Below are 19,842 nucleotides of genomic sequence, written 5' to 3' on the forward strand. Positions count from 1 at the left end.
ATGGAGATCTTTCCTGCACTTCTGTCGGTGGTGACTGACCCTACATTGCTCTTTGCCATCGTACTTGCAGCGGCGGTTGGGATGGTGGTTGGTGCGACACCTGGCCTGACTGCCTCTGCGGCTATCGCGATGTTGCTTCCAATCACCTTTTATATGTCGCCGATCTTTGCGTTGGCATTTCTGTATGTGATCGGCAAGTCCGGTCGGTACGGCGGCTCGATCGCAGCAATCCTGTTCAACACACCCGGAACAGCGGCCAGTGCAGCGACTCAGATCGATGGCTATCCGTTGGCACGAGCGGGCAAAGCAGGAAAAGCTATGAAAGTGGCGACAATCTCGTCCGTCATCGGCGACCTGATGGGGGATGTCCTGCTGGTCATCGGTGTAGGTTTCATCGCGGCCATCGCACTGAAACTCGGCCCGCCTGAAACTTTCGCCATCTACTTTGCCGCTTTTGTCGTAATCGGTTCTGTCATTGGCACTTCCATCGTCAAGGGTCTGGCATCGGCCTTGATGGGCATCCTGATCGCCATGGTCGGGCTGGACCCGATTTCGAGCGAAGAGCGCTATACATTCGGATCGTTCGATCTATCCAATGGCATCGGCTTGGTACCCCTGATGATAGGTGTTTTTGTATTGGGCGAAGTATTCGCGCAGCTAGAATCCCGCCGCAAGGCTACCGGAGAGACCAAAGAGAATGAAACCACAGCGGATGGCAACAGTCTGACCTGGGCGGAATACAAACCCTGTCTTCCGCACGCATTGCGTGGTGGGTTCATCGGCGCAGGCATCGGAGTATTGCCCGGCCTGGGATCGGCGATCGCGGCGTTCATCTCTTATGGAGAAGGCAAACGCCGCGCAAACAACTCCGAGATGTGGGGCAAGGGGGCACTAGAAGGCGTTGCCGCACCTGAGGCTGCCAATAATGCTGTGTCCGGTCCATCAATGGCTCCATTGCTGACGCTGGGCATTCCAGGTTCGACCATCGGGGCAATATTGCTGGGCGTTTTCCTGATCCACGGCATTCAGGTTGGTCCGACCTTATTCCTGACGGATAAGGAGCTGGTGTACAAACTTTTTGCATGCGGCATGCTGGGTATTCTGGCTTATGGCTTGATCGGTTACTTCGGCGCCACACGAGTTGCCCGCCTGATCCTGAAGATTCCGACCAATGTGCTGTATCCACTGATCTTCCTAACCGCGTTTGTGGCGGCCTATTCAGCCCGTGGATCGATGTTTGACGTAACCGTCATGACCGTAGCGGGGTTCTCCGGCTGGCTGATGCGGAAATGCGACTTCAACGTTGCAGCGTTCGTAATTTCCTTTGTGCTGGCTAAGGGTGCCGAGGAAACCTTTCGCCAATCCCTACTGATGTCCGAAGGCGGCGCACTGATATTTGTCGAACGCCCCATAGCTCTTGTGTTCATCATCGTCGGCTTTGCTGCCATCGCGTTCCGAATCCGAGGTATCGTCAAAGAACGCCGCATCTCTCGTGGAGGGCTCGAAGATGCTTGAATACAGTATCTACCGAGATTGCTTTTCCAGCGCCGATATGCGGTCGATCTGGTCTGAGCACGCCACGATATCCGCCTGGCTTAAGGTCGAACAGGTTCTTGCGGCGCATCAAGCTGCGGCTGGTCTAATCCCGATTGAGGCTGCTGAGGCAATTGAGGAGATTTCGATCTGCGATCTGAACCATGAAGAATTGCGGAAAGAGATGATGTTTGTTGGCCGCCCCATCGTAGGACTGGCCAAACAGTTGCACCAACTATTGCCAGAACACTCGGCCCATGTGCACTATCGTACGACCACGCAGGATGTGATGGACACGGCGTTGGCGATGCAGATGAAACTGGGGCTTGAGCAAATACAAAGCACCCTCGGCGATGTCATGGCTGCGATCGCTCATCATGTTTCCGCCCATCCAGACACAATGATGATGGGAAGAACCAATGGTCAGCATGCTGTGCCCATTCGCCTTGCGACGAAGCTTGAAGTCTGGAGATCTGAACTGGGTCGGCGGTCTGAGGCACTTCAAGAGGCAGCAAAACGTGGATTGAATGTTCAGATTGGTGGCCCCGTCGGAGACTTGCGCGGATATGAAAATGGCATTGGTCGCCAGATTAAACAGGATGTTGCTCATTCACTCGGTCTGAACGTCGTCGAACCGCACTGGCAGAACGCTCGTGACGGTATCGCTGACATCGTCACCGCCCTTGGCTCGCTTTGCGGGACGCTGTGCAAAATCGCCCACAACGTCAATCAACTGTCATCATCCGACATCGGTGAATTCGCCGAAGTTCATGAACCTGGCAAAGGATCGTCTTCAGCGATGGCCCACAAACGAAATCAACGTGCATCAGAATTTGGGGAGGCCGTCGCTCGGCTGGGACGCCAACGGGCCGGACAAATAGGTGAACTGACCCATCATGAGCATGAACGATCCGGTGGCGTCTGGATTGGGGAATGGATCGTTGTTCCCGAGGTCTTTCTTTTGACTTCCGGCGCGCTGCATTGGTCGGAACGGATGTTCAAGAGTTTAGTGACCGATACTAACGCGATGGCGCTGCTGGTTTCGTCTTATCGCCCTGTGAATAGTATCTATCATCTAGATAGATCATAACTAAACACATCGCATCCTGACTTGTAGAAGCGTGGCAGAACACATGAGATGCCACTATGACCAAGAAGATCACAATCATCGGTGCCACAGGCCATTTGGGGCATCGCGTGACCGCGAAACTTGTTGAGAAAGGTGCAGAAGTAACTGCCATCGTGCGTGATCCTGAGGCGGCAAAATCAATGCTTCCCACGCAGGTTCGGCTTATCCAGGGCGACGTGTCGGACTTGGCCAGCCTGAGATCAGCCCTTCACGGCACTGAGACGCTGTACATTACGCTGAATACCGAATCTCTGGACACCACCGCACCATTCCACACAGAGCGGGAAGGCGTAATCAACATTATCGCGGCAGCAAAAGAGGTCGATGTTCAGCACATCATGCAAATTGCAGGGGTCGACTACGCTTATCCGCAGTTTTCGACCGAGGGCATGGCCTATGGCACCAACGCGATACGCACGGGCGGGATCAATGCCATCAAAGCATCTGGCATTCCTTATACTTTTTTCTTTTGCTCCTTCTTTTTGGATTCATTGCCCAAGCTATTGATGGACAATCAATTGGCCGTAATCGGAAATCACATTCATCCAATCTGGTTCACCAATCCCAGCGATCTTGCAGAACTCGTCCACAATGCCATCGGTAACGATGCTGCCAAAAACATGGAATTTGCCGTGCAGGGTCAACAGGCCGTCACGTATACCGAAGCGGCCAAAGAATTCCTCGCTTCTTTCGCCCCCGAGGCGGAGGTGGTTGAGTTACCCATGGATGCTCTTGATGAAATGGGGCTGCCGGAAGAGCAGGCCGTTTTCATCGAACACGTTTTGACGTTTGTGCAACAGTTGCGGGAAGAGCAAGTGGACAGAGAAACCCGTGGGATTTTTGGAGCGCCAAAACACACCATTACCTCATTCGCCGAGGAGCTTCGAAATGAGGCTTAAGTCACGTTGGAATTTTGAATAACGGCTTTTTCAGCGAGCAACTCCTTAAGCCTTACCGTCGCTCGACCTATAGGCCTTTCGAAAGACCAGATCATATCCACCGAGCGTTCGGCGTAGTTCTTGGTCTCGAATTGCAGTGGCAGGATTTTTAACGCTCCGGTCTGAACAAAGACGTCCACCGCGTGCAATGGCAGCGCCGACCACCCTAGGCCGGCCTGCACAAGATCAATGGCTTCCGATGCAGTGCTGACCTGCCAAATAGACGACGATGCCTTAAGGATAGCGCTGTTGGGATTATCGGCTTCCTTCAATAATATCTGAAGATGTAGTCGCAATTCTTCCCAGGAGACTGACGACATTTGAGCAAGCGGACCTTCGGGATGGCTGACACACACCAGCCTGAGAGTGCCCAATGAGCAAAAAGTCTAGTGCCTGGGGGATGCCCTCAGGTTCCAGAATAACCCCCAAATCCACCACACCATCGACGATCAATTGCTGAATCTCAGCGGTAGTAAAGGCACGTATCTGCACATCGACAGAAGGAAATTCTTCACTGAAGCTGCGAATGATCTCTCCCAGATTGGCCAGTTTGATGTGCGGCGCCATGGCGAGGGTAACGCGGTTTTCCAATGTCATGGACTAGGCATCTGCAACCGCTAGAAAACGGCTGCGCCGTTCCAACAGAATTTCGGCCGGCGAGATCAACGCCTCTCCTGCTTTGGTAAGCGAGGGATATCTTAAGCTGCGATCTAAAAGCTCGACATCCAGATCGACCTCCAGATTGGCGACCAAAGTGCTGATCACCGATTGTGCTTTGTTACATTTTTCTGGCTGCGGCGGAAAAGGATCCTTCGTTGTGGGTGGTAACGAACGCCTCCAACTGCTCGAATGACGCGCGCATCAGAACCCTCTTTCCATCTATCTATCATCAGTATGGTAATCAGCTTTATGGATCGCAACAACAGACCGTTACTTGCCCAACGACATGAATTGAGGAGAACTTTCATGAGCTTTGCCGGTCGGATTGTGCACGCGGTGTTGTTCGAGATCTTTGCGCTTATAAGTATTGCCCTACTACTTTCGCTATTCACATATATCGACGCGCAGAAATCATTGATGCTTGGGGTGTTCTTCTCCTTGGCAGCGATGCTTTGGAACGTTGTCTTTAATATCACGTTTGATTGGTCGCATTTCAAACTGGTCAATCAGTCCAATTCTTCTGTTTCGAGCTATCGCAACTGACCAGTGATTACGCCCAATGCGTATGCCTTTATGCTGATGATGGGATTCTCATCATCCGCTAAAGGAACAGATATGGGGAACCATTGGGCCAGTGATCTTCGATCCTGGTCCGTTGAGCGTCGTCAAAGTTCAGGTGTGCGACCTGAGCATTTGTGAACTCTTCTCGCATGGCATGGATTAATCCTGCGGGTTTTATGGCATCGGGAATCTTTGCCGCCTTTTCAACACGGGGCTCGACTGCTATTTCGCCCAATTTGATCGCCGGTCCGAGCAGTGCGAAGGCAGGATTGATGGACAGAGCTGCGATCGCACCAATGAATTCAGCGATGCCCGCGCCCCATTTCAATCTGACTGGTATTTTGGTGGCTGCAACAGCCTTTGCGTAGGCCTTAACCAGCGTCTCCATGCGCTCGCGCGCCTCTTGTTTGCTGGTTCCTCTCAAAGCTTCGACCGATGTCCAGGCACGCAAGGCGTTGCGGTGTTCCTGCACCTCAGGCATTGCGCAAAGATCAAGCGCGGCCTTGATCTGATCTTGATGAGAGCGTGTCTTGCCCTCAGCAGTTTCGTGATGTGGAACCAGAAATTCCCAACCAAACGCGCGCAGCAAAGGTTCCTGCTCTGGAGTGTCATCAAGGAAAGCCTGAGGGCCATCATAGGCCGGGATAACTGCGACCTCGGTGAGAGGTATTCCCTTGATTAGCGCCCGGTTCCGTTTGGCATCCACGAAATCCTGAAGAACCCGACGGGTCAGGTGAAACGCAGGCGCATCGAAATCCTCTTCCTTTTGCGCTGCTTCGAATCCGGGCTGTTGCTGAAGATCGACCACATCCATTTCGGCGTCCGTAGCGATCTTTCGTTTTTTCCACTCCATGTGGTGCGCGTTGTCCCAGGAAACCTCCATCAAACGATCTCTGGGAATCCAGCTTAGTATCTTGTCCTGGCGCACCGGGTTCCATTTTGCAGGCCAAGTCGCTCCTTGCGGTGGCCGGGGGATCACCAGTGTCTCGAAAAGCACCAACTCGGCGACGAAAGCGCTCGGTCGAAGATGATCGCGCACTGACATGGTGCCCCAAAGCTGCGACGAATTGTTCATGGCATTTCTCCTGCAATCGTCTTGCAGATCAGGTTACCATCTTTGTGCACCAACCCAAGATGGTTGCTTGGGTATGCCCAAACAAAGCTGATGTAGCTTATGCAACAGGAATGCGGAAAACTCATCTCGCCGCGCTCGCAATTCCGCGCCACCATTTCTAATAGCGCCCAAAATGCCAAGCGTTGTCGCGAACGACTGGTCAGGCAATGCAGCGGTGCGATAGGACGGTATTTCCCGAAAATCCGGTCGCACCATTCTAGGCCATCAATGTGAATGTCCGCGTAGAGGATATTCATGGCTTCCTAGTCTGATGACCCTCTTCTTCAGCAACACAGTGATTACATCCGCAATGGCTTTGCAAATTCGATGCCAGTTGTTAGGCGCTAACCGTTGCATACCTGCACCTACAGCTCCGCATTGACCGAGAGCCTCGGGTGAGCGGCGATAGCAAAACAAAGGTGATCGCGCCTTCCGGCTTAGCTGGCAGATTTTTGCGGGAATCGGCAATAAATGCTACGATAGCTTTGTTGGCAGGATCGCCGCTGGGTCTCTCCGGCCATCGCGCTTCGTTATTCTTTTTTTATTACAACAAGTTCTTTTTTTGCCGTTCGGCCGGGCGATCCGGGGCCTCTGGGCCAGCGTTTCAGAATGCTTTTGAACGGAGGCAGACATGCCGGAAACAGTATTTGAACGCGCGCCAGACGGCGCAATCATTGGACTTCAGCATCATGGCGACCCTCTTCGAGGGCGTTCTAAAGGAACCAGTGCGCTGGATGTGGCGCAGGCTTATGCCGCCGAAGTGGCGGGGCTTTACCGGATAAAGCCCGATTTTCTTGACAGGCTCGGCGAGAGTGTTTCAGGCAAGTATAATCGCGAGGAGGGCAGCAAGCTGCGGCTGGAAGAAGCCAAGGCAGTACAGTCCTTTCTGGTCTACACATTTCGTCAGACACATCACGGCATCCCGGTCTGGGAGCGAGGTCTGACACTACGCATGGCCGGCCCAGACAATGTGGTCACCGGTTCGTCCTCAAGTGTTGCTGCCGATATCGAACTCAGCAACGCCCCTACTCCGCCTGCTGGCCGCGACAAACAAGCTGGCGCGATTCTGCGCGAAGCTGTGAAAGGGGCCAAGTTTACAAAATTTAAGGTTAATGACACCCGGGACTTTGTCTATCGCTACGACGCAGAACATCGCCTGCCACACAAAGAACCGGGCGAGATCGAAGGGGCCGAGTTAACCCCGCTGCCAGAGATCGGTCGTGTACCAAAGGGCATCAAGGACGGCGAATGGCGTTTCGTAAGCCTTGTGCATTTTGGCTGCAAAATTCCCGACTACGGAGAGCTGAACTGGCGAGCATTGGTCGATTGGGAGACCGGCGCGGTGCTTTACATCCGGCCATTGGTGGGGTGTGTTTCGGGTTACGTCTTCACAGACGACCCGATATCACTTTCAGGAGATTCAGAGCTTGATCCGACGGCCCCGGTTGCGCTTTTGGATGCGCAACGCGAACTGGTGGCGCTGGAACGGTTGATATTACCGGGCGGAGGCGCACCGGTGGAACTAAGCGGCGAATTGGTGGCGGTACGTGATCTCGATACACCGAACATCGCCCCACCGACTGAAAACGCCGGTGCCGCATCGATCTTTGATTATCCCGCCGACAGCGACGATTTCGCGGCGATCTGTGCGTACTACAACCATGATTTCCTGTATCGCTTCGTCCAGTCTTTGGGCTTCGATCTGCCCAGCTATTTCGACGGGGTGACCTTCCCGGTGGATGTTGATCACCGCTGGTTCAATCCCATTGCAGGACCGGTGAATGCTCAGGCGCCAGGCAATGCCATAGGCAATGGTGTACTACGCTTTCGTTATGCGCTTGCGGCAAATGGCTCCACAGTCGGCATGGCCACAGACTCGCGCGTATCGGCGCATGAATTCGGGCACGCGGTGCTATGGGATCATCTCAATTGGCCCAATTTCGGCTTTTGTCATGGCTTTGGTGACGCGCTGGCGGCAATACTTTACGATCCTCAAGGTATTGCGCCGGATCGTTTCCGTACCTTCCCCTTCAGCAACCTAATCACCCGGCGATGGGATCGGTCGGTCGCCTCGGGTTGGGGCTGGGGTGGCACGATGGACGTGGGCGGATATCGGTCGACCGAGATCAATGCCACTACTTTGGGCCGAATCTATCGATCTCTCGGAGGTGATTCCACAGAACTGGACGACAGGCTGCATGCCAGCCGCTACACGATCTATCTGATCCTGCAGGCGGTGCCGCTTTTGGCCGGGATCGTGCCCAACACAGTCGAAGGTTTTTCCCGCGCCTTGCAGGAATCAGACGAGAACACTGCTCAATTCGACGGTGCAGCCGGAGGCTGGGCACACAAAGTGGTACGCTGGGGCTTTGAGAAACAGGCGCTCTACAACGGATCCCCGCCTGATGTTGACGTCTTCATTGATGACGGACGACAGGGTGAATACCCTTGGCACCAACCGGGCAACAATGCTCCCGGCATCTGGAATCGGCACCGCCCTGACGGCGGCACCGACCACGAGACTCCGCGCCGCTGCGTCGAGAATTATCTGTATGTCCGGATCGGCAATCGCGGCAACTCCCCAGCCCAATCAGTGACTTTGTCATTAGCCCGCGCGATGGAAGGCAAGGGCACCACATGGCCCGATGACTGGAATCCGCTGATCGTAGGCGAACCTATCGGCCAGTCAGTGCATTATGGCGACGAAGTGATCGTCGGCCCGATCCCATGGTGCCCCGAGGACCTGTGCGAGGAATACATTCTTGCCAGCGTGGATACGCCAGAAGACCGCAGCAATGTCGAGACGATTGCAGGCAGTCTGCCTGTCGATCGACTGGCGCTTGGTGACAACAACGTCGCCCTTCGCCGAATGGAGGTGAACCGCGACGAAGATGACACCCCTTGCTGCGAGGAGGAAGAAACGAAGATGACCTATCGTTACGCCGTCAAGTTCGTCTGCGGCTGTTCCAAGGGCCGCATTTTGTCCCAGGGCCGCTATCACACAGCAATCAACATCGGAAACGGCAGCGGCGATGCTGTGCGTTTTCGTAAACGGGTGTCGTCGGCCTTGCCAAACGAAAAACCGGGCAATGTCTCGGCCAGAACGAAGAACAAACTCGGTCCCTGGGAATCGATGGAGATCGATTGCGAAGATGTGGCACGACACCTACGGGTGGCCGAATGCTGTTTCTTAAAAGGGTTTGTCTTTATCGACAGCGAAACACCGCTGGACGTGGTCGCGGTCTACACCGCCGCCCATGGTGAAGGCGAAGTGGAAACCATCGATGTCGAACCGGTCGTGCCTCGGCTGATCAAAAAGGTACCGCCCCCGCCACCGCCACCTCCGCCGCCGCCCCCACCCGAGGACAAGCCGGACCTAATCCCGGTGCAGCCCTTCCCGCCCGGCCCGCCGCCCTTCCCGGCTTGGTATTGTGAGGAGCCGCGCAAGTTGAGGATCATCGTGCGTAACATTGGTGCAGGGGCTGCCGGGCCTTCGACCACGCGGGTCGATTTCTTCCAGAGCGGCGTGGTGGTCGATCTGCCGACACCAGCACTGGGGCCAAACGGGGATGAGACCACGCTATCGCTCGAATTCCCGGACGAGGTCAAAGGTGGCGAGCAGATCCCCTTCAAGATCACCGTCAATGCCAATCCGGCCGATGGTGTGACGGAAACAGACACCACCAACAACAGCGACTCTTCCTCCTGCGGCCTGGCCAGCTAAAGCAAACTGGGGGTGGCCCGGGCCATTATCGGCCCGGGCTGCGCGATCTAGAGGTGCCGGTCGCTAGGCTGAATCATGATCGTGATTGCGCTCTACATTCAGGAGGGCAATTTGCTTCAACGACACCAAGGTGGGACCGCCCTGTCTGATCCCAAAGTCAGACCTCAAGCTGCGATTTAAGTATACTTTTCTACCGCTTCCCAAGGGGCGACAGGGTCGCCGCAGCCTAGTAACTATCTCTTTTCCGTTGCGCATCTTTGATAAGAGCAGCAAGCCGATAGAAACCGTGGGCCATCTTGGTGTAGGGCGTTAGCAGGAAGAATGTCAGGACCGATCCAAGATGAATAGCAAGCAACGCGGGCATCAAAGCCGTTGATCCGAAAGCGTAAAGAGCAAGTCCGCTAAAACCGACGAATCCCAGCAACAGGATGAAACCGATATCGCCGCCCCATGCCGAAGCATCACCGAGATTGCGATCGGACCTTTGCTTGAGAATTGCCATGGCGCAACAACCCACTGTCAACAACACACCGCCGGAGATTCCGAATAGTTTGGGCAAAGACCAGAACCCGTACGGCGCATGCATTCCAAAGCCATAATGCATAACCGTTGCAATCGAGGTCGACGCGAAGCAAAGCAGGAAGCCATACATGATCGCGTGGTGAATATGACGTCGCGCCTGACTGAACCGGTCTTCGTCTTCAAAATTACAGCCTTCACCATGACCTGCGGCAAGATCCTGCATTTTACCCGCTCGTTTGAAGGCGGCCAGCAGGTCCGCCATTTTGATGGGTTTTCCCCCCACCTCGGCCCAATAGCGCCTTAGGCTGATGGCAATGCTAAAGAGTGGCAGCAAGAATGCCGGAGCAAAAATCGCAACCATCGCATTATGCGACAGAACGGCATAAAACCCGTCCCCTCCGCTGGAACCTATCGCGCGAATTGCCCAGAACAACAGGGCAAATCCGACCACAAGTGCCAGCGCAATCGCCCCGCCATGGGTGTGAAATCGGCGCGCCAGCGGCTGCGGCCATGCGAAGCTTTCCCAGCTATCCCTCCGTACCTCGGCCAGAGCCTTCGGCAAATTCAGGTCGAACTCGTGCGGGGCTGTGTACTGGCAGGCGTAGTAGCAGCCGCGGCAGTTGTGGCACAGGTTGGCAAGTTGCGTGACGTCCCCATCCGAGAACGCGCGTTCCGCATGAAGCGACGGAAAGACCGAGCAATAGCCCTCGCAATAGCGGCAGGCGTTGCAAATTTCAGCCTGACGGCGGGCTTCCTGTATCAATTCAATTTGCATAAGCGGCGGCCTCACGTCCTGCGATGCGTCCAAAGACGGTTCCGATGGTCATGCCGAAACCGGCTAGATAGCCTTGCCCAAGGATCGAGCCCGCCATGGTTTCGCCAGCCGCCCACATGTTTTTGATCTTGCCGTCGGCGCTCGAACATTGCGCGGCATCGTCGACTTTGAGACCCAAATAGGTGAAGGTTACGCCCGTACGCAGCGAATAACCGTAAAATGGCGGCTCGGTGATCGGACGCGCCCAGTTGGTCTTGGGCGGGTTCAAGCCAGATGTTGAAACGCCGTCCAGCTCTGTCGGATGAAAGGCGCTGGTGTCTCCGCAGGCGGCGTTGAATTCAGCGATTGTTGCGGTCAACTTTTCGGCAGGCAGGCCCATCATCCCGGCCAGTTCTTCCAACGTATCTGCCTTCAGCGGTGGAAACACCGACGGCATGAAAAGATTCAACGAATTGGCGTCGATGATCACATAGCCAACTTGATCCGGTTGGGCTGCCACCAAGCGCCCCCAGATTGCATAGCGCTTGGGCCAGACATCCTCGCCCTCATCGTAGAAGCGCTCGGCATCCTTGTTCACGACGATCGAAAACGGCACACAATCCAGACGGGTCACAATACCACCGTCAAATTTCGGTGCACGCCCATCGATAGCAACGGCGTGGCATTGGGTCGGGTCGCCAACACTCTCGACGCCTTGATCCAGAAGATCAGCCAGGACCACGCCTCGGTTATAAGGGGTGCCTCGGATCAGAAAGTTTTTTGCTGGCTCACCCCATGCACGGGTCAGCCAATCCGTATCGGCCTGAAACCCGCCCGAGGCGACGATGACTGCTTTTGGCATTATCCGGTGGTTTTGACCTTCATAGGTATAGTCGACCCATTCGATCCGATCCCCGTTCAACTCCAAATGCGTGACGGCGGCTTCATACAAAACATCGATACCCAAACCCGCCGCAGTTCGGTAATAAGCATTCACCAGAGACTTCCCGCCTCCCATAAAAAAGGCATTTGTCCGTGCCAAAGAAAGTGTTCCGGAAAGAGAGGGTTGAAACCTGACACCGTGCTCTTCCATCCATGGCAGGCATTCCTCGGAAGTGCGGATCGCAAGGCGTGCCAGATGCTCATCAGTTTTGCCGCCGGTGACCTTCATCAAGTCCGCGAGATATTCGTCTTCGCTATACTCCTCGATCAACGGGCCCAAAGGACCACCATGCATGCAGCGAAAATTGCGCGTATGGCGCGAGTTTCCTCCGCGATAGGGTTTTGGCGCGGTTTCCAGTATCAGAACGCGGGCACCGGCTTCGGCGGCGGTCATCGCGGCGCATAGAGCAGCGTTCCCGCCACCGATCACAGCGATATCGTAAGCTTCCTTTTGGGTGGCCATATCCTGTCTACCTAGTGATTTTCGTCGGTTGTCCGATCGCGTTCCTGCAACGCCCGGATACGCATTCGTTGTGCGGCCTGAATATGCCCGCGCATTTCTGTCTCGGCCGCCGCGCCGTCACGGGCCTTCAGCGCGGCCATAATACGCCGATGTTCAGCGACTGCCGCTTCGGCCCGATCTCCGTCCAACAATTGCGACGGCCCAAGGATCAGCAGCGCCTTCTGCAAGGACAACATGGATTTCGCGAGAAAACGGTTCTTGGCTGCATCCAAAAGTGTGGCATGAAATATCCGGTTGATCCGAGCCGCGTCTGGACCTGTGCCAGCCTCGGCCAAGCGATCATTCAAAACATCCAACTCGTCCAATTCGACATCCGACGCCGCACGCGCTGCTAGACGGGCCGCAGTGCCCTCGAGCACTGCGCGCATCTCATAGAGTTCCATCACCTCGGCGTAATCCAGACTGCGGACGGTCGCGCCCTGCCGCGGTACATGCGTGACCAGGCCGTCGGCCTCCAGCTGCCGGATCGCCTCGCGCACCGGGGTTCGGCTGACACCCAACCGTTCAGACAGCTCAATCTCGCGCAGGCGCTCGCCGGGCAGAAGGGTGCCCTCGCGAATCTCATCCAACAGGCGTTGATACGCCGAATTGCCTTGCGGGCCAGGCTGTAAGGGGTCGTCCTGAATGGTCATCGCGTGCTCACTTGTCTTCTTGCGTCCATTTGTATACATTTGGATACATTGTGAGTCAATATTGTCGGAAGCTGCACTTTGCCCACCCAGAACAAAACACCTTCTCTCCTCGCAAAGCGGGCCCTAACACTGGGCTTGGCACTTCTTGGCACAGGGCTATTCTGGGCGTTGGATCTGCCATTGCCTTTTCTGTTCGGCCCGATGAGCGCGTGTCTGGTCGCGGCTCTGGCTCATGCTCCAATGGAAGGCTTTGGTCAGGTCTCGATTGCGGCGCGCACCATACTCGGCGTGGCCGTAGGGGCTTCGATTACCCCAGCCCTATTTGCAGAACTGCCGAAGATGGCAGCGTCGATTGCACTGATCCCGTTCTTTATCCTGCTGATCGCGCTGGTCGGAGTGCCATTCTTCCGCAAGGTCTGGGGCTTTGATACAACGACCGCGTTTTACGCGGCCATGCCCGGCGGATTGCAGGATATGATCATCTTCGGGGCCGAGGCTGGCGCTAACCCGCGAACGCTGTCCCTGATCCACGGAACCCGCGTTCTGATTATTGTAACGCTGGCCCCTCTGTTTCTTACGGTGTTTTACGACGCCCAACTCACCAACCCAATCGGAGAGCCCGCGCGCAACCTGCCGATACATGAATTGGCGCTGATGGTTCTTGCTGCCTTTGTCGGCTGGAAAGGTGGTGAGCGGATCGGCTTGTTCGGGGCGTCGATTCTAGGGCCAATGATCCTGACGGCTGCGTTGTCACTGGGCGACTTCATTCACACCCGACCGCCTCGCGAGGCCATCCTTGCAGCTCAGTTCTTTATCGGCTGCGGTATCGGCGTGAAATTCGTAGGTGTCACATGGGTCGAACTACGCCGTGTGGTAGCGGCGGGATTCGCCTATGTCATTGTCCTCGCCGTTCTGGCAGCCGCTTTCACCGCCGTTGTCACCACCTTGGGGCTGGGGCAACCGGTCGAGGCATTTTTGGCCTTTGCCCCCGGCGGGCAGGCAGAAATGACAGTTCTGGCCATCGTCTCAGGCGCGGATCTGGGCTTTGTGATCACGCATCATCTGACAAGGATCGTGTTGGTAATCATCGGTGCGCCGATAGCGGCCAACCTTATCCTGCGCTGGTCCAAACCTCGGGGTTGATCATGTGAACCGGAGCGCCTGCAGCGTAGGCGTTCACTTGATCGAAAATGTCCGAAAATTGCAGATCGAACTCATCCTCGGTCACAAAGCCGATATGCGGCGTCGCAATCAGATTTGGATGCGAAAGCAAGGGGTCTTTCGGATCATTGAGGGGTTCGGAATCGAAGACATCGATTGCGGCCTTCCCGGGATGGCCGGCATTCAGCGCCCCAAGCAATGCCCCTTTTGCAATAAGGCCAGCACGAGATGTATTCACAAACAGTGATCCCGGCTTCATGTGCGCGAAGTCTGACGCAGTAATGATGCCGTTTGTGCCTGGCTTCAGGCGAACATGGATCGAGACAACATCGCTGTTGGCAAAGAAAGCTTCGCGGTTCGCGGCGACCTGAACACCATCTGCCTGCGCTCGAACCCGGCCTTCATCTGAGGACCACCAGACTACATTCATTCCAAATGCCTCGGCGTAGCCCGCGACAACGCGTGCGATACGGCCATAGCCGTACAGTCCCAGCTGCCGCCCTCTCAGCGTCTTGCCAACTCCGGCCTGCCACCGCCCCGCTTTGACCGAGGCCATCTGCGCCGGTAAATCGCGCATCCCGGCCATGATCAGCGCCCAAGTGAGTTCGGCTGCAGCATATGAAGGCGTTCCACCATGCATGTTCGAACACAGCAGAACACCGTTGTCCGAGCATGCCTGCACATCAACGTGCGGATACACGCTGCGCTGACTTATCAATCTCAGGTTCGGCAGCGTTTCGATCAACTCGCGGGTTACCTTGGTGCGTTCGCGAAACAAAACCAACGCCTCGGCCTCCTGCAACCGTGCCGCCAATTCATCGGTATCCTCGACATGATCTGTCCAGATCTTCACTTCGTGGTCAGATAGCTTTCCAAAACAAGGCAAGCCCTGCAGTGTATCAAACCAATCATCCAGAATGTGAACCTTCATCGACTTTCCACACCCTGCCCGGTGTTCAGTTTTCTTGGCGTCGGCACAAAATGCAGCGTATCGAGTGCTGCAAGCGCATTGCGGACCCGCTCGCTTTGATCCAGCAAATGGTTGAACTGCTCATCGCACCCGGCGATCGGTGTCGGGTATTCCGCAATGTCCCGCCGCAGGGCCGACTGCGCCAGCCTTAGTTCCTGACGCGCAATATCGAGGCATTCAGAATAATTGTTCATCGTGGCACCTTCATATTGTATACCTTAGTATACATAACGGAGATCCCAGTTTCAACTGCCACTCCACACAGATCCGGGTATATAGACATGCCCATCTGCAAGCTTTCGCGCAGTCCGCACCAGACCAGCAGAGTTTACGTTGAAGTCCCCGTCATTCGAGAAGTCCACCAGCACATCAATCTTCCCAGAAGCGTGTTCCAGCACAACTTCAGCCGGGCTTGCCTTAGGTCGGTCCAACAACCCTTCAGCGACGGTTCCGGGCGTCAAAGCACAAGACGCCATGCACTGCGCACCCGTAACGGCCATTGTCGGGTGAGTTTTCCATGGCATGAAATACCGAACTGCAAGGGTTCCGCCCTCTTTGGCTGGTGCCAACAGCCCGAATTTGGGGGTTACCGATTTCGATACATCCCCCATACCCATCAGTTCCCCGGCTTCGATCCGAACTGCCTCCATCCGGGCAAAGAAAGAGCGGTTGGCGTCCAGTTCTTCTGCGCTTTCATACCCAGTTAGTCCAAAATCGGTGGCGCGGGCCATAGCCATAGGCATGGCGACATCCATACAGGTCAGTTCGACCCCTTGCACCGTATCGCGCAGATTTCCGGTGGGCAGAAATGCACCTGTTGCCGAACCCACAACTCCCATAAAACTCAGTTGTACCGGTGCAGATTGCCCAGGAACTCCGGCAATCTCGGCATCGCCCTCATAGGCCAGTTCACCACCCGGGGTCTGCACTTTGGCAACCACTCGCGCACCCGTATTAACTGCGCGTATCCGAACCACGGTCTCATCGCCTTGAGGCTGAAACAAACCCATTTCAATTGCGGCCGGAGCGACGCCGGAAAGAATGTTTCCGCAAGTTGGCTTGAAGTCGACCAGCTTTTCCTCAACCGAAACCTGCGCGAAGAAATAATCGATATCGGCCCATTCATCATCGCTGACAGATAACATGGCTACCTTGGTCGTCACAGCAGTACCGCCACCGATTCCGTCAATGTTAAACGCCTGCCCGGCCCCTAGGGCAGCGACCAGCACATCAGCCAACGTGTCCATATCCACGGGCAGGTCAGAGCGACGAAAATAGGGCCCCCGCGAAGTGCCCCCACGCATGAAAATATACGGGATTGCTGTCTGGGTCATCTCGAACCCCTCCTCTACAAACCGTCAAAAACTGTTGTGTTTTCAGCTTTGTCCGACCTGCCTGCTTCGCAGGCCGGACCTCAGTGGAGCATTCATTTCAGTGGCCATGGCAGGCTCACCATGTCTTGCAACAGTCCCGGTGGGAAATCCCGGTTCAGAGCGCCTGCCATGACGCACATGAAACCGATGCCGCAGGCTGTCAGGATCAGCGTCATCTGCCAGCTTGAACCGGCTCGAATGCGGAAGAAGGCAATCAGAAACCCGATCAGGGCTAGGATGAAACCAACAACCCACGTTGCCGCGATAAGACTTGCAAACCACGCCAACGTCGACCAAAGCCCATGCGGAGCGCTCGCATCTTCACCGGCAATTTCCTTATCGGCAAAGATTGCATCACCCTCGGGTCTCCGCATCATCTGGATCAGCAGGATCACGCAGCAGAACAAGGACACACTGCCGATCACCAACGGGATGATCTTGTCGGTCATGTTGTAGTCTGGGATCATGTTGGCGTTGATCAATGCCGCGATTAGGTAGGCCATGATCACCAGCAGGAAGATCAACGGCGCGCGCTTGCTGCCAGACTGGACTTCACCTTCGGCCATGATCATCTTAGCCTGCCGAATTCCTAAAATGACCGAAGCCACAGTGACCAAGATCAGAACAATCACGATCGGGCTGAAGACATACTCCATGCCCTCACCAAAGCTTTTGCGGAACCGGAATGAGGCAATCTGGAACGCCTGATTGGTAAACTTCTCAACCGGGTTCGACAGCACGAACCCAATAAGAAAGGCAGGGCGCGACCAATCGAACCGGCGCAGGAAGATCCCGATCAGGCCGATCACGAACAGCGCCAGAAGGTCTTCGAAGTTCTGACCGGACTGGAAGGCTGCAAAGCTGATCAGCATAAACAGGAAAGGTGCCAGATAGGTGAAGCGGATCGTTGTCAGCTTGGCGATGCCTCCGGAAGCCGCGATGCACAGGATGGTGCCCACGACGTTAGCAAGCGCCAAAAGCCAAACGATCGAATAGGTGATGTCGAGATTGTCCTTGAGCATGCTTGGACCGACCTCGATGTCGCCAGACCCCAACAGAGCCACTGCGCCGATGAAGATCGCCATCGAGCCCGAGCCGGGAATGCCGAACAGTAGCGTAGGCACCAGCCCGCCGCCTTCCTTGGCGTTGTTTGAGCTTTCCGGCCCGATGACGCCACGCACTTCGCCCTTGCCGAAGTTGCTTTTATCTTTGGTCGATTGAACCGAATGGCCGTAAGCGATCCAGTCGACGACCGAACCGCCTAGGCCGGGAATGACGCCAACGACCACCCCGATGATCGAGCAGCGAACAGACAGCCAGATATTCGCGGCCCAGTCTTTGACGCCGTCCAGCCAACCCGCCCCCAGCGAAGCCCCTTTGGCAATCGATCGATCCTGCCGCAGCAGCGAGACGATTTCGGGAACGGCAAAGATGCCCAATCCAACGATGACCAGCTTCAAACCATCTGTCAGATACGGAATATCATAGGTTGCCATACGGAGCGAACCGCCAGCGTCCGCCTCACCAATTGTGCCAACCATCAACCCAAGCCCAGCAGCTGCGACGCCCTTTAAGGGGATACGCCCAGCCAGAATGGCAACCATGGAAAGGCCGAGGATGGTGATCATCAGCATCTCTGGTAGACCAAACGCCAGAACGATGGGCCGCGCGACCAGAATGAACATTGTTAGGAAGGTTGCGCCGACCAAACCGCCAAACAGCGATGAAGCGAACGCGGCAGATAGTGCCCGCGCAGCCTCACCCTTCTTCGCCATTGGGAAGCCGTCCAGGACAGTTGCCTGAGAGGCGGAACTGCCGGGGATCCCCATAAGAACAGAAGCAAACGTGTCAGAGGTCGGAACAACGGCGACCATCCCGATCATCAGCGCCAAACCAAGGATTGGGTCCATCCCGAACATGAAAGGCAGCAACAGGGACAAACCGGCAATACCGCCAAGTCCCGGGAAAACACCTACGGCCAGTCCCATAACGACACCGAGAACAAGATACCCCAGCACGATAGGTTGCAGGATCAAACCCCACGCATCATTGAGCGCAGGAAGAGCGGTGGCGAAAACCTCCATAGCGGCCGCCTTTCATATACTGTCTTGTGTTTAAAAAAGCGCGCACCCGACATTGGGGTGCGCGCTGTGGTGTGTGGGCTTAGTTCAGCTCGACACCGTAGGCTTCTTTGAGCCAGTTCAGAACGTAGCCTTTGGCATTGTCGTCGACGTTTGTCGCGGTTTGCAGCGCCGCCTTGGAACCGTCGCCCACAAATACCGGGTACTTACCGACGCGTTTGGACGAAATATCAGCAAAGTCGCCGCGCTCGGTCACAGCCTGAAACGCTGCGGTGTAGGCGTCGACCACTTCCTGTGGTGTATCACCAGGCAGAAAAGCCAACTTCTGAACCGGGAAACCCGCGACAAAGAACGCTTTCCAAGCGTCCCACGCCTCGCCACTGGTTTCACAGCCATCCGTTGCCTCGCAAACCTCTTTGAAGGTTGGAATATCAGGGAATGTCGGATCACGAACAATGTTTCCATCGGCATCCAGCGCCCCCCAGGTCATCATCGGCACAGCCTGACCGGCCTCAACCAGCGGGGCCGATCCACCCAAGTAGCCGGATGAGGTCTGATAGTCGATGTTAGCTTCGCCACGTTCGAACATCAGACGACCATCGCCACGGCCTTTGATGCCAAAGACTGGCTCAACGTTCATACCCAGCATTTGCCATGCCAACAGCGGCACGAGATCCAGACGCGTTGCGCCCTGCGAGCCGTAGATGAAGTTCGTGTCTTTCAACGCATTTGCGGAGCCATCAAACTTGGCACCATCTTCGGCGTTCAGATAGGCGACACCTCCTGTCCCGGACGCCATAACCGGGATCCAGTCGTTGTATTCATAACGCACGCGCGGATCGCTCAGTAGATAAGGGAATTGAGTTGAACCGGAAGTGCCGAACAACAAGGTTCCATCATCGTGGCTTTGTTCCTGGAACCAGTTTGCGCCTTTGGTCGAACCAGCACCTGGCATGAATTTCACGACCACGGTCGGTTGACCCGGAAGAGCTTCGGACAGAAGCGGCGCAAAGAAGTTGGCCCATTTCGCCGAACCACCCGTTTCCGAGAACGGGATGACCCATTCGATGGTCTTGCCCGAGAAATCAACCTCGGCAGCGGCAGGTGCAGCGATACCGGCGGCGGCGATCAGCCCCACGACGGCGCGACGGGTGAAGTTGGAAATGGTCATTGGTTCCTCCCTGTTGACCAGACAATCACGTCATCGCCCCCGGCGCTACCGTGA

18 protein-coding genes and 1 pseudogene are annotated in these 19,842 nt (G+C 55.7%); 6 read left to right on the top strand and 13 right to left on the bottom strand.

The features are described from left to right. From ACR0JG_RS03275 to ACR0JG_RS03285, 3 genes are read left to right on the top strand one after another with little or no spacing between them, the layout of a single operon-like run. On the top strand, nt 1-1,515 hold the full coding sequence (locus ACR0JG_RS03275; RefSeq protein WP_480567503.1) for a tripartite tricarboxylate transporter permease: 1,515 nt from the start codon (nt 1-3) through the stop codon (nt 1,513-1,515). Further along, nucleotides 1,508-2,623 (top strand): lyase family protein, encoded by a 1,116-nt coding sequence (locus tag ACR0JG_RS03280; protein WP_480567504.1) that lies wholly within the window; start codon nt 1,508-1,510, stop codon nt 2,621-2,623. Before ACR0JG_RS03275 ends, ACR0JG_RS03280 begins: the two co-directional genes overlap by 8 nt. Nucleotides 2,624-2,679: 56 nt before the next feature. Continuing rightward, nucleotides 2,680-3,561, top strand: a complete 882-nt coding sequence (locus tag ACR0JG_RS03285) for an SDR family oxidoreductase (protein ID WP_480567505.1) — start codon at nt 2,680-2,682, stop codon at nt 3,559-3,561. Here ACR0JG_RS03285 and ACR0JG_RS03290 read toward each other — a convergent pair. From ACR0JG_RS03290 to ACR0JG_RS03300, 3 genes and pseudogenes are all read right to left on the bottom strand, one after another. Then, complete coding sequence (locus ACR0JG_RS03290; RefSeq protein ID WP_480567506.1) at nt 3,558-3,920, bottom strand: LysR substrate-binding domain-containing protein; 363 nt, start codon at nt 3,918-3,920, stop codon at nt 3,558-3,560. The genes ACR0JG_RS03285 and ACR0JG_RS03290 overlap by 4 nt on opposite strands. Beyond that, nucleotides 3,856-4,197: a LysR substrate-binding domain-containing protein gene (locus ACR0JG_RS03295; protein ID WP_480567507.1), complete on the bottom strand. Its 342-nt coding sequence runs from the start codon at nt 4,195-4,197 to the stop codon at nt 3,856-3,858. Before ACR0JG_RS03295 ends, ACR0JG_RS03290 begins: the two co-directional genes overlap by 65 nt. Nucleotides 4,198-4,200: 3 nt before the next feature. Next, nucleotides 4,201-4,377 (bottom strand): annotated as a pseudogene (locus ACR0JG_RS03300) (LysR family transcriptional regulator); the annotation flags it as partial. A gap of 189 nt (nt 4,378-4,566) precedes the next feature. On the opposite strand from ACR0JG_RS03300, the gene ACR0JG_RS03305 reads away from it, so the two are divergent. Then, nucleotides 4,567-4,803 carry a chlorhexidine efflux transporter gene (locus ACR0JG_RS03305; RefSeq protein ID WP_480567508.1) on the top strand — a complete coding sequence of 79 codons (237 nt, stop codon included), beginning with the start codon at nt 4,567-4,569 and terminating at the stop codon, nt 4,801-4,803. A 58-nt stretch (nt 4,804-4,861) separates the two neighbouring features. Here ACR0JG_RS03305 and ACR0JG_RS03310 read toward each other — a convergent pair whose 3' ends face one another. Together ACR0JG_RS03310 and ACR0JG_RS03315 are read right to left on the bottom strand one after the other, a co-directional pair. Further along, nucleotides 4,862-5,896, bottom strand: a complete 1,035-nt coding sequence (locus ACR0JG_RS03310) for a hypothetical protein (protein WP_480567509.1) — start codon at nt 5,894-5,896, stop codon at nt 4,862-4,864. Then, nucleotides 5,893-6,192 carry a hypothetical protein gene (locus tag ACR0JG_RS03315; RefSeq protein ID WP_170402481.1) on the bottom strand — a complete coding sequence of 100 codons (300 nt, stop codon included), beginning with the start codon at nt 6,190-6,192 and terminating at the stop codon, nt 5,893-5,895. Before ACR0JG_RS03315 ends, ACR0JG_RS03310 begins: the two co-directional genes overlap by 4 nt. 374 nt (nt 6,193-6,566) lie before the next feature. Between ACR0JG_RS03315 and ACR0JG_RS03320 the strand changes: the two genes are divergently transcribed. Beyond that, nucleotides 6,567-9,659, top strand: a complete 3,093-nt coding sequence (locus tag ACR0JG_RS03320) for a hypothetical protein (protein ID WP_480567510.1) — start codon at nt 6,567-6,569, stop codon at nt 9,657-9,659. A 226-nt stretch (nt 9,660-9,885) separates the two neighbouring features. On the opposite strand, the gene tcuB is transcribed toward ACR0JG_RS03320, so the two are convergent. From tcuB to ACR0JG_RS03335, 3 genes are read right to left on the bottom strand one after another with little or no spacing between them, the layout of a single operon-like run. Further along, a complete protein-coding gene (gene tcuB / locus ACR0JG_RS03325; protein ID WP_480567512.1) occupies nt 9,886-10,956 on the bottom strand; it encodes a tricarballylate utilization 4Fe-4S protein TcuB in 1,071 nt (356 codons plus the stop codon). Continuing rightward, entirely contained in the window at nt 10,946-12,340 is a 1,395-nt protein-coding gene (tcuA, locus tag ACR0JG_RS03330) for an FAD-dependent tricarballylate dehydrogenase TcuA (RefSeq protein WP_170565291.1), read from the bottom strand. The genes tcuB and tcuA overlap by 11 nt, the downstream gene beginning before the upstream one ends. Before the next feature lie 11 nt (nt 12,341-12,351). Continuing rightward, nucleotides 12,352-13,032: a GntR family transcriptional regulator gene (locus tag ACR0JG_RS03335; RefSeq protein WP_170565294.1), complete on the bottom strand. Its 681-nt coding sequence runs from the start codon at nt 13,030-13,032 to the stop codon at nt 12,352-12,354. A 78-nt stretch (nt 13,033-13,110) separates the two neighbouring features. Here ACR0JG_RS03335 and ACR0JG_RS03340 point away from each other — a divergent pair, with 78 nt between their 5' ends. Continuing rightward, entirely contained in the window at nt 13,111-14,175 is a 1,065-nt protein-coding gene (locus ACR0JG_RS03340) for an AbrB family transcriptional regulator (protein WP_170818921.1), read from the top strand. Here the strand turns inward: ACR0JG_RS03340 and ACR0JG_RS03345 are convergent. The 5 genes from ACR0JG_RS03345 to ACR0JG_RS03365 all read right to left on the bottom strand — a co-directional run bounded on the left by ACR0JG_RS03345 (nt 14,144) and on the right by ACR0JG_RS03365 (nt 19,788). Further along, a complete protein-coding gene (locus tag ACR0JG_RS03345) occupies nt 14,144-15,124 on the bottom strand; it encodes a D-2-hydroxyacid dehydrogenase family protein (protein ID WP_480567513.1) in 981 nt (326 codons plus the stop codon). The two genes, ACR0JG_RS03340 and ACR0JG_RS03345, sit on opposite strands and share 32 nt — an antisense overlap. Continuing rightward, nucleotides 15,121-15,357: a hypothetical protein gene (locus ACR0JG_RS03350; RefSeq protein ID WP_480567514.1), complete on the bottom strand. Its 237-nt coding sequence runs from the start codon at nt 15,355-15,357 to the stop codon at nt 15,121-15,123. Before ACR0JG_RS03350 ends, ACR0JG_RS03345 begins: the two co-directional genes overlap by 4 nt. A gap of 51 nt (nt 15,358-15,408) precedes the next feature. Then, nucleotides 15,409-16,497 carry a 4-oxalomesaconate tautomerase gene (locus tag ACR0JG_RS03355; protein WP_480567515.1) on the bottom strand — a complete coding sequence of 363 codons (1,089 nt, stop codon included), beginning with the start codon at nt 16,495-16,497 and terminating at the stop codon, nt 15,409-15,411. A gap of 92 nt (nt 16,498-16,589) precedes the next feature. Continuing rightward, on the bottom strand, nt 16,590-18,620 hold the full coding sequence (locus ACR0JG_RS03360) for a tripartite tricarboxylate transporter permease (RefSeq protein ID WP_480567517.1): 2,031 nt from the start codon (nt 18,618-18,620) through the stop codon (nt 16,590-16,592). Between the two features lie 79 nt (nt 18,621-18,699). Further along, nucleotides 18,700-19,788, bottom strand: a complete 1,089-nt coding sequence (locus tag ACR0JG_RS03365; protein WP_170402506.1) for a type 2 periplasmic-binding domain-containing protein — start codon at nt 19,786-19,788, stop codon at nt 18,700-18,702. Between the last annotated feature and the right edge of the window lie 54 nt (nt 19,789-19,842).

The sequence above is a fragment of the Ruegeria sp. AD5 genome (genome assembly GCF_056542345.1).